At 67.3% G+C, this 12,291-nt stretch carries 15 protein-coding genes and 1 tRNA gene; 6 read left to right on the forward strand and 10 right to left on the reverse strand.

Annotation, left to right across the window (positions count from 1 at the left end; translation table 11 throughout):
* Positions 1 to 299, forward strand: a 299-nt coding sequence (locus ACREB7_RS18860; RefSeq protein WP_431593808.1) for a hypothetical protein, incomplete at its 5' end; no start/stop codon positions are given.
* A gap of 97 nt (positions 300 to 396) precedes the next feature.
* Here the strand turns inward: ACREB7_RS18860 and ACREB7_RS18865 are convergent.
* From ACREB7_RS18865 to ACREB7_RS18905, 9 genes are all read right to left on the reverse strand, one after another.
* Positions 397 to 1,401, reverse strand: coding sequence for a PhoH family protein (locus ACREB7_RS18865; protein ID WP_431593809.1), 1,005 nt, complete (start codon positions 1,399 to 1,401; stop codon positions 397 to 399).
* Positions 1,401 to 2,738 carry a tRNA (N6-isopentenyl adenosine(37)-C2)-methylthiotransferase MiaB gene (gene miaB / locus ACREB7_RS18870; protein WP_431593810.1) on the reverse strand — a complete coding sequence of 446 codons (1,338 nt, stop codon included), beginning with the start codon at positions 2,736 to 2,738 and terminating at the stop codon, positions 1,401 to 1,403. The genes ACREB7_RS18865 and miaB overlap by 1 nt, the downstream gene beginning before the upstream one ends.
* Before the next feature lie 7 nt (positions 2,739 to 2,745).
* Positions 2,746 to 3,540, reverse strand: coding sequence for a lysophospholipid acyltransferase family protein (locus ACREB7_RS18875; protein ID WP_431593811.1), 795 nt, complete (start codon positions 3,538 to 3,540; stop codon positions 2,746 to 2,748).
* Positions 3,512 to 3,937: a Fur family transcriptional regulator gene (locus ACREB7_RS18880; protein ID WP_431593812.1), complete on the reverse strand. Its 426-nt coding sequence runs from the start codon at positions 3,935 to 3,937 to the stop codon at positions 3,512 to 3,514. Before ACREB7_RS18880 ends, ACREB7_RS18875 begins: the two co-directional genes overlap by 29 nt.
* A gap of 135 nt (positions 3,938 to 4,072) precedes the next feature.
* Positions 4,073 to 4,504, reverse strand: a complete 432-nt coding sequence (locus ACREB7_RS18885; protein ID WP_431593813.1) for a MucR family transcriptional regulator — start codon at positions 4,502 to 4,504, stop codon at positions 4,073 to 4,075.
* Between the two features lie 107 nt (positions 4,505 to 4,611).
* Positions 4,612 to 5,094: a GNAT family N-acetyltransferase gene (locus ACREB7_RS18890; RefSeq protein WP_431593814.1), complete on the reverse strand. Its 483-nt coding sequence runs from the start codon at positions 5,092 to 5,094 to the stop codon at positions 4,612 to 4,614.
* Positions 5,091 to 5,738 carry a tRNA (adenosine(37)-N6)-threonylcarbamoyltransferase complex dimerization subunit type 1 TsaB gene (gene tsaB, locus ACREB7_RS18895; protein ID WP_431593815.1) on the reverse strand — a complete coding sequence of 216 codons (648 nt, stop codon included), beginning with the start codon at positions 5,736 to 5,738 and terminating at the stop codon, positions 5,091 to 5,093. The genes ACREB7_RS18890 and tsaB overlap by 4 nt, the downstream gene beginning before the upstream one ends.
* A complete protein-coding gene (locus ACREB7_RS18900; RefSeq protein ID WP_431593816.1) occupies positions 5,713 to 6,306 on the reverse strand; it encodes a malonic semialdehyde reductase in 594 nt (197 codons plus the stop codon). The genes tsaB and ACREB7_RS18900 overlap by 26 nt, the downstream gene beginning before the upstream one ends.
* A 27-nt stretch (positions 6,307 to 6,333) precedes the next feature.
* Positions 6,334 to 6,912, reverse strand: a complete 579-nt coding sequence (locus tag ACREB7_RS18905) for a NifU family protein (protein WP_431593822.1) — start codon at positions 6,910 to 6,912, stop codon at positions 6,334 to 6,336.
* Between the two features lie 62 nt (positions 6,913 to 6,974).
* On the opposite strand from ACREB7_RS18905, the gene ACREB7_RS18910 reads away from it, so the two are divergent.
* The 4 genes from ACREB7_RS18910 to ACREB7_RS18925 all read left to right on the forward strand — a co-directional run bounded on the left by ACREB7_RS18910 (position 6,975) and on the right by ACREB7_RS18925 (position 9,863).
* Positions 6,975 to 7,847: a hypothetical protein gene (locus ACREB7_RS18910; RefSeq protein WP_431593817.1), complete on the forward strand. Its 873-nt coding sequence runs from the start codon at positions 6,975 to 6,977 to the stop codon at positions 7,845 to 7,847.
* A gap of 18 nt (positions 7,848 to 7,865) precedes the next feature.
* Positions 7,866 to 7,941: transfer RNA gene (locus tag ACREB7_RS18915), tRNA-Thr, on the forward strand.
* Positions 7,942 to 7,971: 30 nt separating this feature from the next.
* Positions 7,972 to 8,715, forward strand: a complete 744-nt coding sequence (locus ACREB7_RS18920) for an acyl-CoA dehydrogenase family protein (protein WP_431593818.1) — start codon at positions 7,972 to 7,974, stop codon at positions 8,713 to 8,715.
* Positions 8,712 to 9,863, forward strand: a complete 1,152-nt coding sequence (locus ACREB7_RS18925; RefSeq protein ID WP_431593819.1) for an acyl-CoA dehydrogenase family protein — start codon at positions 8,712 to 8,714, stop codon at positions 9,861 to 9,863. Before ACREB7_RS18920 ends, ACREB7_RS18925 begins: the two co-directional genes overlap by 4 nt.
* 12 nt (positions 9,864 to 9,875) lie before the next feature.
* Here ACREB7_RS18925 and ACREB7_RS18930 read toward each other — a convergent pair whose 3' ends face one another.
* Positions 9,876 to 11,918 carry a transglycosylase domain-containing protein gene (locus ACREB7_RS18930; protein ID WP_431593820.1) on the reverse strand — a complete coding sequence of 681 codons (2,043 nt, stop codon included), beginning with the start codon at positions 11,916 to 11,918 and terminating at the stop codon, positions 9,876 to 9,878.
* 148 nt (positions 11,919 to 12,066) lie between these two features.
* On the opposite strand from ACREB7_RS18930, the gene ACREB7_RS18935 reads away from it, so the two are divergent.
* Positions 12,067 to 12,291: hypothetical protein (locus tag ACREB7_RS18935; RefSeq protein WP_431593821.1), on the forward strand; the 225-nt coding region annotated here is incomplete at its 3' end.

Below are 12,291 nucleotides of genomic sequence, written 5' to 3' on the forward strand. Positions count from 1 at the left end.
CGAGGCTGGGAGCGGTCCGCAGCGGCGGCGCCAGCGGCATCGTGATCCAGACGAACCCGCCGAGCGGCGAGGTGCTGCTGGTCAGCGCCTTTGCGTTCAGGATCTGCCAGCGCAAGACCGGCGATCCGTGGGACCGCTTCACTTGCAAATGGAACGAGATCGAAACCGGCGTCGCGAGGCCGCTGTCGGGCCGCTTCGTCTATCAGGTGCGCTGGCCCGACGGGACGGTGCGCAAGGGAACCCGCGAGATCGCGCCCACCGACACCGGGGCGGTGACGTTCAAGAAGGTGGGAAGCTGATCCGCATCGGTGCGGCGCGGACGCCCGTCAAGCTGGTGCCGCCCGGCGCCAACGAACGGCCGGTGTTCGGGCGCGAGACGGGTTGGCCTAGCGCCGCTTAGGCGTTCGGCCCCTCATAGGCATCGACGATGCGCCCGACGATCGGGTGGCGGACGACGTCGGCGCTGGTGAAATAGCTGACGTTGATGCCCTCCACCCCTTCGAGGCGCGAGACCGCGTCGGCGAGGCCCGAGCTGGCGGGGATCGGCAAGTCGACCTGCTTCGGATCGCCGCAGATCACCATGCGGCTGTTCATGCCGAAGCGCGTGAGGAACATCTTCATCTGCGGGATCGTCGTGTTCTGCGCTTCGTCGAGGATGATGAAGGCGTCGGCGAGCGTCCGCCCGCGCATGAAGGCGAGCGGCGCGATCTCGATCTCGCCGCTCGCGATGCGGCGCTCGACCTGCTCGGCGGGCAGGCAATCGTGGAGCGCGTCGTAGAGCGGGCGCAGATAGGGATCGACCTTTTCCTTCATGTCGCCGGGCAGGAAACCGAGCTTTTCGCCCGCTTCGACCGCGGGGCGCGACAGGATCAGGCGCTGGACGCTGCCGGTGATCAACTGCGCCACCGCCTGCGCCACCGCGAGATAGGTTTTGCCGGTGCCCGCCGGGCCGAGCGCGAAGATGATGTCGTCGCGCGCCAGCGCCTTCATATAGGGTACCTGCGACGGCGCGCGCGGCACGATGGTCTTCTTGCGGGTGCGGATCATCACCTGCGGCGCTTCATTGGCGTCGTGGCGGATGATGCCGTCGAGCGTCGGCTGCGCCGACATCGCGATCACGCCGTCGACCATGCCGGCGTCGACGTCCTGCCCCTGTTCGATGCGGGTATAGAGATCGACGAGCACGTCGCGCGCGCGCGCCGCCGCTTCGGCTTCGCCCTCGATCTGCACCCGGCTGCCGCGCGCCGAGATATAGACGCCGAGGCGGTTTTCGATCGCGACGAGGTTGCGGTCAAATTCGCCGAACAGCACCCCCAGCAGCTGTGTCCTTTCAAATTCGGCCGTCAATCGGACGCGGTCGCCGGGTTCGGCGGGGGTAGCGGTCAACGGGCGTTTGGACATCAAGCCTCCTGCAATTGGCGCATCGTGGCGCCCAGACTATTTGGACCTGCCGAGAGAATCTCGACCTCCACCATGTCGCCGATTGCGAGCCCGGGCGCAATGACATGCGCCGATTGCAACCAGGGCGTCTTGCCGATCAACTGGCCATCGAGCTTGCCCTTGCGTTCGAGCAGCAGGCGTGTGGTCTGGCCGACCGTCGCGGCGTTGAACGCGTGCTGCTGTTCGTTGAGCAGCGCCTGCAAACGCTGGAGGCGATCGTGCATCACCTCCTCCGAAATCTGGTCGTCCATCGTCGCCGCCGGGGTGCCGGGACGGCGCGAATATTTGAAGCTGTACGCCATCGCGTAGCGCGTCTGATGGATCAGATCGAGCGTCGCCTGGAAATCCTCCTCGCTCTCGCCGGGAAAGCCGACGATGAAGTCGCCCGAGATCGCGATGTCGGGGCGCGCGGCGCGGACCCGTTCGATGACGCGCAAATAGCTATCGACGCTGTGGCTGCGGTTCATCGCGGCGAGGATGCGGTCGCTGCCCGCCTGCACCGGCAGGTGGAGATAGGGCATGAGCTCGGCAATTTCGCCATGCGCGGCGATCAGCCCGTCGGTCATGTCGTTGGGGTGGCTGGTGGTGTAGCGGAGGCGTTCGAGCCCGTCGATGCGGGCGAGGTCGCGGATCAGCCCGTCGAGGCCGACGGTGCGACCGCGATCATCCTCGCCGTCCCAGGCGTTGACGTTCTGCCCGAGCAGGGTGATCTCGCGCGCGCCGCCCTCGACGAGTGCGCGCGCCTCGGCGACCAGGTCGACATAGGGCCGGCTGATCTCGGCCCCGCGCGTATAGGGCACGACGCAATAGGTGCAGAATTTGTCGCAGCCTTCCTGCACGGTCAGGAAAGCGGTCGGGCGCTGGCCGGCGCCGCGCTTCGGCAGCGCGTCGAATTTCGACATCGCGGGCATGTCGAGATCGACCGCCTTCTCGCCGCGCGCGGCGCGATCGAGCAGGTCGGGCAGCCGGTGATAGGCCTGCGGCCCGACGACGACGTCGACGCTGGGCGCGCGGCGCGCGATTTCGGCGCCCTCGGCCTGCGCGACGCAGCCGGCGACCGCGATCGTCGGGCGGCTGCCGTCCTTGCGCTTCAACCGGCCGATGTCCGAATAGACTTTCTCGGCGGCCTTTTCGCGGATGTGGCAGGTGTTGAGCACGACGAGGTCGGCGTCAGCACCGTCGGCAGCAGCTGTCATCCCGCGCGCGCCGAGCATTTCGGCCATGCGTTCGCCGTCATAGACGTTCATCTGGCAGCCGAAGGATTTGATGTGGAAAGTTTTCGGAGAGTCGGATTTCATCGGCGCGCTATAGGCGATGCATGGCGTGGGCGGAAGGCCGCGCCGTCGCGGCCATTTCCTGCGCGATCGCGGCGCGCGCCGCTTCGCTGATTGCCTTGCGATCATGCGTCACGCTGTCGGGCAGCGGATCGAGATAATGAATGGTGAGGTGGATCGGCTTTGCGCGCGCGAGCAGGCGCTTGAAATTGTCGAGACCGGATTCGGGGTCGAGCCAGGCGATATCGTTCGATTCCGCTCCATAATCCATAAAAACCGGCTGGATCTGCAGGTTCGGCGGGGTCGGGATCACCGCCTGGAACAGCGACGCGCGGAAGGGCAGCAGCCCATCGCCGGGGCCGGTCGTGCCCTCAGGAAACAGGGTCACCGGGCGCCCGCGCACCAGCGCGTTGCGCAGGTCGGTCGCCTGGTTGTGAATCTCGCGCTTCGCCTCGCGCTGGACATAGATGGTGTGGTTCTGGTCGGCGAGCCAGCCGACGAGCGGCACGCCCTCAACCTCCGCCTTCGACACGAACGCCGAGCGCGCGGCGCCGCCGAGCGCGAGGATATCGAGCCAGCTGACATGGTTCGCCGCGAACAGCACGTTGCGCCGCAGCCGCGTGCCGGTGGTACGGACCCGCAGCCCCGCAATCCAGCCGACGGCGTTGAGGAAGGCCATCACCATCGGCGACGGACGACCGACAGCGCGATAGCAAAGATGGGGGACGATCAGGAACAGCAGCGCCAGCACCATCGCGGTGAGGCGGACGATCGAACGCCAGGTGACCCGTGCGGGTCTAGTCGCGCTTGCGATCGAGGGAGACACCATAAAGCTCCATGCGATGGTCGACGAGGCGGAAACCCAATCGTTCGGCGATGACCTTTTGCAACGCCTCGAGTTCCGGGTCGACGAATTCGATCACCCGGCCGGTCTCGACGTCGATCAGATGATCGTGATGCGCCTCGGGCGCGGCTTCGTAGCGCGAGCGGCCGTCGCCGAAATCATGGCGGTCGAGGATGCCGGCCTCTTCGAACAGGCGAACGGTGCGATAGACGGTGGCGATCGAAATGCCGCTGTCGACCTTCGATGCGCGCTCATACAGCGTTTCGACATCGGGATGATCTTCCGAATCGGAGATCACGCGCGCGATGATGCGGCGCTGTTCGGTGATGCGCAGGCCCTTTTCGTGGCACAGGGCTTCGAGGTCGATGGTACCGGACATGCGGGCCTTTCCTGCAATATGCAGCCGTGTCGTTCTGTTGTTGCAAACTGTATAAGGACGCGCCGCGCATAGAACAAGGGCGACACCCGAAGGCGCCGCCCTTATGCGTGTCCTCGCGTTGAAAAGCGCCGAAAATCAGGCCTTCTTGCGCTTGCGACCGCCACCGCGGCCCTTGGTGCCAAGGCCGATTTCCTTGGCCAGCGCGCGGCGCTTTTCGGCATAGTTGGGCGCGACCATCGGATAGTCGGCGGGCAGGCCCCATTTGGCGCGATAATCGTCGGGGGTCATGCCATAATGGGTCATCAGGTGGCGGCGCAGCATCTTGAGCTTCTTGCCATCCTCGAGACAGGTGATGAAGTCGGGCTTCACGGAGGTGCGGATCGACACCGCCGGGACCAGCTTCTCTTCGACGACCGGCTGCGTACCAAGACCCGAGAGCGCCGCATGGACGTTATTGATAAGTACCGAAAGATCTGAGATCGCTACGCTATTATTGCTGACATGGGCCGCGACAATGTCTGCGGTCAGGGTGACCAGCATTTCGCTGGTATCGGCTTGATCCGACATGAGACAGATTCCTTATTCAAGTTACCCAGAAGACGGATGATTATTATTCAGGCTTTTCTTCATCCGGCGGCGACACTGCCATTTTGGCAGCATCTCCGCAAGCTCTGTCACCTAGTTATACCGGTTCCCGATGACCGGCGCATGGTGATCGCGTCGCGGATCATGCCGTCATTGCCCCGATAATAGTCCTTGCGCCGACCGCATTCCGAAAAGCCGCTGCGCTGATAGAGATGAACGGCATCATTGTCGGCGCGCATTTCCAGGAAATAGTCCTCGGCCCCTGCGGCGGTTGCCCAGCGCTGCCAGTCGGCCATCAACCGCGCACCGACGCCGCGCCCGCGCCAGGCCGGATCGACCGCCAGCAGGAGCAGTTCGCTTTCGGGGCCGGCGATCCGCGCCGCCGAAAAACCGCAGGGAAATTCGCCATCCCAGGCGAGACAGACCCGCGCCGAGGGCAGCGCAAACAGGGTGAGCAACTGGGCCCGGCTCCACGCCTCGCCATAGGCGGGGTCGAAGGCGGCCTCCATCACCTGCATGACGGCAGCCAGGTCAGCAACGCGCGCGGTGGCGAGGCGGAAATCCTCGCTCATGCCGGTGTCGCCATCGGCTTGGCGTCGGGCGCGCGGCCATAGTTGGGGCTGGGGTCCGCGAAGAGCGCAGTCGCGGGCAGGTGCGGGAACGCGCGAGCGTCGGGCAGCATCGCCAGCGCGGTCCCAGATCCGCGCCGCGCGACAAATGCCTCGGCGCGGTTGCCGACGACGAGCGCGGTATCGAGCAGAACCGCCTCATCGGGCAGAAGCGACCGGACATCGGCGCACGGCGTCAGGTCGGCGGCAAAAGGCTGGACGAACCATTGGCCGTGCCCGCCCTCGACGACGATGAGACCGCCACCGGCGGCCGCGATGTCGTCCGCCGCTCCGGCCGCGACGAGCGAGAGGGTCGAGAAGCCAAAGGCAGGCGCCCGCCAACCGATCGACAAAGCGCGCGCCGCCGCAACGCCGATGCGCACCCCGGCGAAACTGCCCGGGCCGCAACCGACAAAAATCGCATCGGCCCGTCCGCCGCCCGCCAGTTCGGCGATCAGCGGCACCAGCCGTTCGGCATGGCCACGACCGATGAGGTCGTGGCGAAAGTCGAGCAGGCGCGCACCATCGAACAGCGCGACCGAGCAGGCCTCGCTGGCGCTGTCGATGACGAGCCGAAGGCCGTCAGACGATGCGATTGAAGCGGTCAAAACCGGGGCGCGGGCTGCGCTCGAAGATGGTCGCGGGGTCGCCATAACCGAGGGTCGAGATGAAATTGCTCTTCACATTCGGCTGGTCGCCAAAGAAAGCCGCATCGACGGCGTCGTTGGCAAAGCCCGACATCGGCCCCGTATCAAGCCCGAGCGCGCGCGCGGCGAGGATGAAATAAGCACCCTGCAGGCTCGAATTACGGAACGCGGTCGCATAAGCGAGTTCGGGGTTGGTGTTGAACCAGCTCTTCGCATCGGCGTGCGGGAACAGCTCGGGCAGATGGTCGTAAAATTCGGTGTCCATGCCGATGATCGCGGTGACCGGCGCGCTGCGGATCTTGTCGGCGTTCGAGGGCAACGCCAGCCCGGCGAGCTTTTCCTTGGCCGCGTCGCTCTTCACCCACAGGATCCGTGCCGGCAGCGCGTTGGCGCTGGTCGGGCCATATTTCACCAGGTCCCAGATGGCGTGCAGCTGTTCGTCGCTGACCGGTTTGTCGACATAGCCATTATAGGTCCGCGCGGTGCGAAACAGCTGGTCGAGGGCGGCGTCGGAAAGCGGCTCGCTCATCGGATCATTCTCCTGATTGTCGGTGGGTCAGACGGCGTGGACGGCCGTCACTTCGGGCACATAATGTTTGAGCAAAGATTCGATGCCGTTCTTCAGCGTCGCGGTCGACGAGGGGCAACCGGCGCACGCGCCCTGCATCTTCAGATAGACATTGCCCTTGTCGAACCCACGATAGACGATGTCGCCGCCGTCGTTGGCAACCGCCGGGCGAACCCGCGTCTCGATCAATTCCTTGATCTGCTCGATGATGTCGGCGTCCGCCGGATCGTCGGCGAAATCCCCCGCATCCTCGCCGGGCACGCTGATGCCCGCCGCCGAGCCGGGATTGAACAGCGGCATCTGACCGAGGAAATGATCCATCACGATGCCGAGGACATCGGGCTTGAGGTCGCTCCAGCTGACGCCGGGCGCCGCGGTGACCGAAACGAAGTCGCGGCCGAAAAACACCCCGGTGACGTCGCCGAGCGCGAACAGCGCCGTCGCGAGCGGCGAAGCCTCGGCCTCTTCGGGGCTGGCAAAGTCGCGGGTGCCCGCGTCCATCACCGCCTGGCCGGGCAGGAATTTGAGCGTCGCGGGATTGGGCGTCGATTCGGTTTCGATCAGCATGGGCGGCATGTGGGACGCCGCGCCCCTTTGTGCAAGCCGCAAGCGCGCGCTACAGGCCAAATATGAGCCGCTTTTCCCACTTCGCCGCGATGGACTGGTCGGGCGCGCGCGGCGAACGCCAGCGCGGGATCGCACTCGCCGTCGCGCGAGGGGCGGCGGCGCCCCGACTGGTCCGGCCGGGCCACATCTGGTCGCGCGCCGAAATATTGGCATGGCTCGAAGGGGTTGCCGCCTCCGGGACCGACATGCTGATCGGTTTCGATTTTTCGGCGGCTTTCGCCTTTGCCGATCGCGGCGCCTATTTTCCCGAATGGGACGAGAGCCCCGGCGACCTGCCGGCGCTATGGGCACTGGTCGAGCGCCTGACCACCGCCGATCCGTATTTTGAGGTGGGCGGCTTCCTCGCGCACCCGCAAGCCCGGCGGCATTTTCGCCATGGCCGCGACGACGTCGGCGACCGGTTCGAGCCGGGCGCCGGGCGGCTGCGCGTCGTCGAGCATCACCAGCGCGCGACGCGCCAGGCGGCAAGCGTCAGCAATTTTAACCTCGTCGGCGCGGCGCAGGTCGGCAAGGCGAGCCTCGCCGGCATGCGCCTGCTCCACCGGCTGCGCGGCCGCCTGCCGCTGTGGCCGCTCGATCCGGTGCCTGCGGCCGGCCCGCTGCTCGTCGAAATCTACACCGGCCTCGCCGCCCGCGCTGCGGGGATGCCCGCCGGCCGCAGCAAGATTCGCGACGGCGGCGCGCTCGATGGCGCGCTGGCGACGCTCGGGTCGCCGCCTGTCCACCACATCGGCCCGGTCAGCGACCATGCCAGCGACGCATTGCTGACCGCCGCCTGGCTGCGCCTGATCGCGCACGACCCGGCGCCCTGGTCGCCCGCCCCGCTCCATGATGCGCTCGCCCGCACCGAAGGCTGGACCTTTGGCATCATTTGACGCAAAGGGCCAAGCAGCGCCGGCTTAGCTCAGTTGGTAGAGCACCTGATTTGTAATCAGGGGGCCACGGGTTCGAATCCTGTAGCCGGCACCACCTCCATAACAAACCGGGATCGAGGGTGAGATGGACGAGGCGATGATGCTGCGCGATGCCGCGACGAAGCTGTTCGCGGCCGATTGCGACTGGCAAGATATCGAGGCGATGGGCCTGCCGCTCGCGCTGCTGGGCGAGGAACAGGGCGGATTCGGGCTCGATCCGGTCGATGCGCTGGCCATCGTCCGACTGGCGGGCGCGGCGCTGGTGCCGTGGCCGATCGGCGAGACGATGGTCGCGAACGCCGCCCGCGCCGCCGCCGGCCAAGCCTTGCTCGACGGCCCCGCGAGTGCCGACGATGTCCCGATTCTCGGTGGCGCGATCGTCCGGTCCTTGCAATGCGCGGGCGCGCTCGGCCGCGTTCTCGCCCTGACGATCGAGCATGTGAACACCCGCGAACAATTCGGCCGGCCGCTCGCCAAATTCCAGGCGGTGCAACATGCGCTGGCGCAGCTCGCGAGCGAAGTCGCCGCCGCAAGCGCCGCCGCCGATCATGCCGCCGCCGCCTTCGCGCGGCCCGCCGGGGAGGCCGAAATCGCCGTCGGCGTCGCACGGGTACGGATCGGCGAAGCGGTGGGCATCGCCAATGGCCTGGCGCATCAGATGCACGGAGCGATCGGCTTTACCGAGGAACATGCCCTGCACCGTTACACCACCGCGCTGTGGCGCTGGCGCGACGAATTTGGCGGGCATCGCTTTTGGGCGCGCAAGGTCGGCGCCGCCGCGATGGCCGTCGGGCCCGCCGGATATTGGCCGATGGTGACCGCGGCATGAGCGCCCTGTCCTTCCCCGCCCCGGTCGAGACCGAAGCGACCGAAACGCTGCGCCGCGAGGTGCGCGAATTTCTGGCGCAGCAGATCGCCGGCCGCACGCCGATGCAACGCGCCGACAGCTGGAGCGGCTTCGACCGCGATTTCAGCCGGGCGCTCGGCGCGCGCGGCTGGCTCGGCATGACCTGGCCCAAAGCCTATGGCGGGCATGAACGCAGCGCCTTTGAACGCTATGTCGTGGTCGAGGAAACGCTCGCCGCCGGCGCGCCGGTCGCCGCGCACTGGATCGCCGACCGGCAGAGCGGACCGACCCTGCTGAAATATGGCACCGAGGCGCAGCGGGCCGCCGTGCTGCCCGGCGTCGCGCGCGGCGAGACGGTGTTCTGCATCGGGATGAGCGAGCCGGGGTCGGGGTCCGATCTCGCCGCAACGCGCACCCGCGCGGTGCGCGACGGCGATGTCTGGCGCGTCACCGGGACCAAGCTGTGGACCACCGGTGCGCACGACGCCGATTATATGATCCTGTTCTGCCGCACCAGCGGCACCCCCGCCGACCGCCAGGCGGGGACAAGCCAGCTGCTCGTCGACCTGCGCCGCACCGAGGGCGTGACCATCCGCCCGATCATCGACCTCGACGGCAAGCATCATTTCAACGAGGTGCATTTCGAGGATGCCGCGATCCCCGCCGACGCGCTGATCGGGACCGAGGGCGAAGGCTGGGCGCAGGTGATGAGCGAGCTGGCGTTCGAACGATCGGGACCCGAGCGTTTCCTGTCGTCGATCCAGCTGCTGATCGAGTTGATCGGGGCGCTGCAGGGCGCGGACGATGACGCGAGCCTGCTCGCGATCGGGCGGCTGACGTCGCACCTGGTCGTGCTGCGCCGCCTGTCGCGCGGCGTCGCGGCGATGCTCGAGGCCGGCGACAATCCGACCGTCCATGCCGCGATCGTCAAGGATCTGGGCGCGGTGTACGAACAGTCGATTCCGGAGATCGCGCGGACACTGGTCGATGCGGTTCCCGACGCGGCTTCGACGCGCAGCTTTGCCGCCGTGCTGCAAAAGACGATGTGGAACGCGCCGAGCTGGTCGCTGCGCGGCGGCACCCGCGAAATCCTGCGCGGCATCATCGCGCGCGGGCTGGGGCTGCGTTAGGCGTCCTTCGCGTCAGGGCGGGTCGGGTGCAGCGGTCTCCGGCGGGCGATTGTCGATCGGCAGCCGCAGGTCGATCCGCGTGCCGTTGATCTCGGTCGTCACGACCGCATCGCCGCCCTCGACCCCGATCCGCGTCTTCTCGCCGACCGGCACGGTGCCGATGTCGGGAATGTCCTGCGGCTGCACCGGGCCGCGCGGGTTGCTGGGTGCGGGCGCCGGGCGCGCCTTCCGCCCCGCCGCGTCACCCATGAAATCGCGCCAGATCCGCGCCGGCAGACCGCCGCCGTTGATGCCGGCGAGCGGGCTATTGTCGTCATTACCGATCCACACCCCGACGACGAGGCCGTTGGCATAACCGACGAACAGCGCGTCGCGATTGTCCTGGCTGGTGCCGGTCTTGCCGAAATTCGCCGTCGGCAGCCGCGCCGCGCGGCCGGTGCCGCGATTGACTGCGGCGCGCAGCAATTGCTCGATCGCGTCATGCTCGTCCGATCCGAAGCTGTCGGGGCCCGAGAACAGGCTGGCGAACCAGCCCGGCTCTTCGCCCTTGAACGCGTGCGGTTCGACCGGATAGCTGTTCGCCGCGACCCCGGCATAGGCGGCGGTGAGTTCGAGCAGGGTCATGCTCGACGTGCCGAGCGCGAGGCTGGGGTCGCCCTCGGCGAGCGGCGAGGTCACGCCGAGCGAGCGGGCGAGCGCGATGACCTTTTCACTGCCCACCGCGTTGAACAGCCGCACGGCGGCGACGTTGCTCGACGTGGCAAAGGCGTCCTCGAGGCTGATCGTGTCCGAATAGGCGCCGCCGGCATTTTTGGGACGATAGGATCCGGTTTCGATCGGCGTGTTGGCGATGGTGTCGTCGGGTTCCCAGCCGTCGCGCAGCGCGGCGAGATAGACGAAGAGTTTGAAGGTCGATCCCGGCTGGCGCCGCGCCTGGGTGACGCGGTTGAAGGGTGAGTCGGCATAATCCCGGCCGCCGACCATCGCGACGACCTCGCCATTCGGCCGCATCGCGACGAGTGCGACCTGCGCCTTGCCGAGCCCCGCCCCGTTCACCGCACGCCGCGCCGCCGCCTGCAACCGCGAATCGAGCGTCGTCGTGATCGTCTGGCGCGCATAACCGACGTCGCTGAGCTTGCGCGCTTCGGGCAGCGCCCAGTCGGCGAAATAGGTTCCGGTGGGGAGCGTGTTGCGGCTGCGGACGTCGATGCGCGGTGTGCGAATCGCCCTGGCCTCGGCCTCGGCCATGGCGCCGGTATCGACCATCGCGCCAAGCACGAGCCGCATCCGCGCTTCGGCAAGCTTGGGGTTCTTCGTCGGCGCGAGGCGCGACGGCGCCTGCACCAGCCCCGCGAGCATCGCCGCCTGCGCCGGGGTCAGCTTCTCGGGCTGGCGATAGAAATAATGCATCGACGCGGCGCGCAGCCCATAGGTGTTGTCGCCGAAATAGGCATTCGACAGATAGCGTTCGAGGATCTCGTCCTTGCTCAGCCAGGCTTCGAGCCAGAAGGCGATGAGCGCCTCACGTGCCTTGCGGCCGAGCGTCTTCTTGGGCGTCAGGAAGGTGAATTTCGCGAGCTGCTGGGTGATCGTGCTGCCGCCCTGCGTCGCGCCGCCGGTGACATTGCTCCACACCGCGCGCGCAACGCTGCGCGGATCGACGCCCCAATGGCTGTAGAAGCGCCGGTCCTCGATCGCGAGGAAAGCGCCGGTGACATGTTTGGGGAGGTCGGCCGCCTTCACCGGCTTGTCGACGATCGCCCCCATCCGCGCGATCGGGGTGCCGTCGGACGCCAGCAAAGTCAGCTGCGGCGGCGCGATCGGTTCGAGCGACTTCGACAAGGGTGCGGTGATCGCCAGCCAGCCGACGAGCAGGATGAAGAGCAGCGCGACGATCGCGAAGCCGCGAGACATGCGGCGCAGCCATTTGCGGCGGCGCGATAACGGGACGGCGACGGGCGGGGCGCCGCCTTCGGGCAATGGGACGCCGCCGACACCGACGGGGTGGGAGGCGGGCTCGGGCGGCGGTGCGGCGGGGCGACGGAATGGGAACATGCCTGAGCGCCGTATTAGACGGGCAATACGGCCTTGGCAAATGGCTTGGCAACGGTTGGGACACCGAGGTTTTGCGACTGTCGGCAACAAGTTAGTCGATCTTCCACCTTTCCATTGTTAGAAGGCGGCGAATTTTAGGGGATCGCATTTGGCTGGCTTCTTCGCATTTGTCGCGATTGTCATTCTCTTCATCCTGCTGATGGACACGCGAAGCCGGCTCAAACGCGCCGAGGCGACGCTGAAGGAAGCCGCCAAGCGGATCGGCGCGCTGCAACGCCACGCCGGCCTGTTGCCGCCGAGGCCGGGCGAGACGCCCGAACAGGCCCAGGCCGCCGCCGCCGCGCCGCTGTCGCCGCAACCGGCCGCCCCGTCC

Origin of the sequence: Sphingopyxis sp. (genome assembly GCF_050725615.1) — a bacterium.
Classification (GTDB): domain Bacteria; phylum Pseudomonadota; class Alphaproteobacteria; order Sphingomonadales; family Sphingomonadaceae; genus Sphingopyxis.

Excerpts from the sequence above, each read along its gene's own strand:
- ACREB7_RS18865 (WP_431593809.1), bottom strand. The coding sequence starts at position 1,401 with ATGTCCAAACGCCCGTTGACCGCTACCCCCGCCGAACCCGGCGACCGC.
- miaB (WP_431593810.1), bottom strand. The coding sequence starts at position 2,738 with ATGAAATCCGACTCTCCGAAAACTTTCCACATCAAATCCTTCGGCTGC.
- ACREB7_RS18880 (WP_431593812.1), bottom strand. The coding sequence starts at position 3,937 with ATGTCCGGTACCATCGACCTCGAAGCCCTGTGCCACGAAAAGGGCCTG.
- ACREB7_RS18885 (WP_431593813.1), bottom strand. The coding sequence starts at position 4,504 with ATGTCGGATCAAGCCGATACCAGCGAAATGCTGGTCACCCTGACCGCA.
- ACREB7_RS18890 (WP_431593814.1), bottom strand. The coding sequence starts at position 5,094 with ATGAGCGAGGATTTCCGCCTCGCCACCGCGCGCGTTGCTGACCTGGCT.
- ACREB7_RS18900 (WP_431593816.1), bottom strand. The coding sequence starts at position 6,306 with ATGAGCGAGCCGCTTTCCGACGCCGCCCTCGACCAGCTGTTTCGCACC.
- ACREB7_RS18905 (WP_431593822.1), bottom strand. The coding sequence starts at position 6,912 with ATGCTGATCGAAACCGAATCGACGCCCAATCCCGCGACGCTCAAATTC.
- ACREB7_RS18910 (WP_431593817.1), top strand. The coding sequence starts at position 6,975 with ATGAGCCGCTTTTCCCACTTCGCCGCGATGGACTGGTCGGGCGCGCGC.
- ACREB7_RS18920 (WP_431593818.1), top strand. The coding sequence starts at position 7,972 with ATGGACGAGGCGATGATGCTGCGCGATGCCGCGACGAAGCTGTTCGCG.
- ACREB7_RS18925 (WP_431593819.1), top strand. The coding sequence starts at position 8,712 with ATGAGCGCCCTGTCCTTCCCCGCCCCGGTCGAGACCGAAGCGACCGAA.
- ACREB7_RS18930 (WP_431593820.1), bottom strand. The coding sequence starts at position 11,918 with ATGTTCCCATTCCGTCGCCCCGCCGCACCGCCGCCCGAGCCCGCCTCC.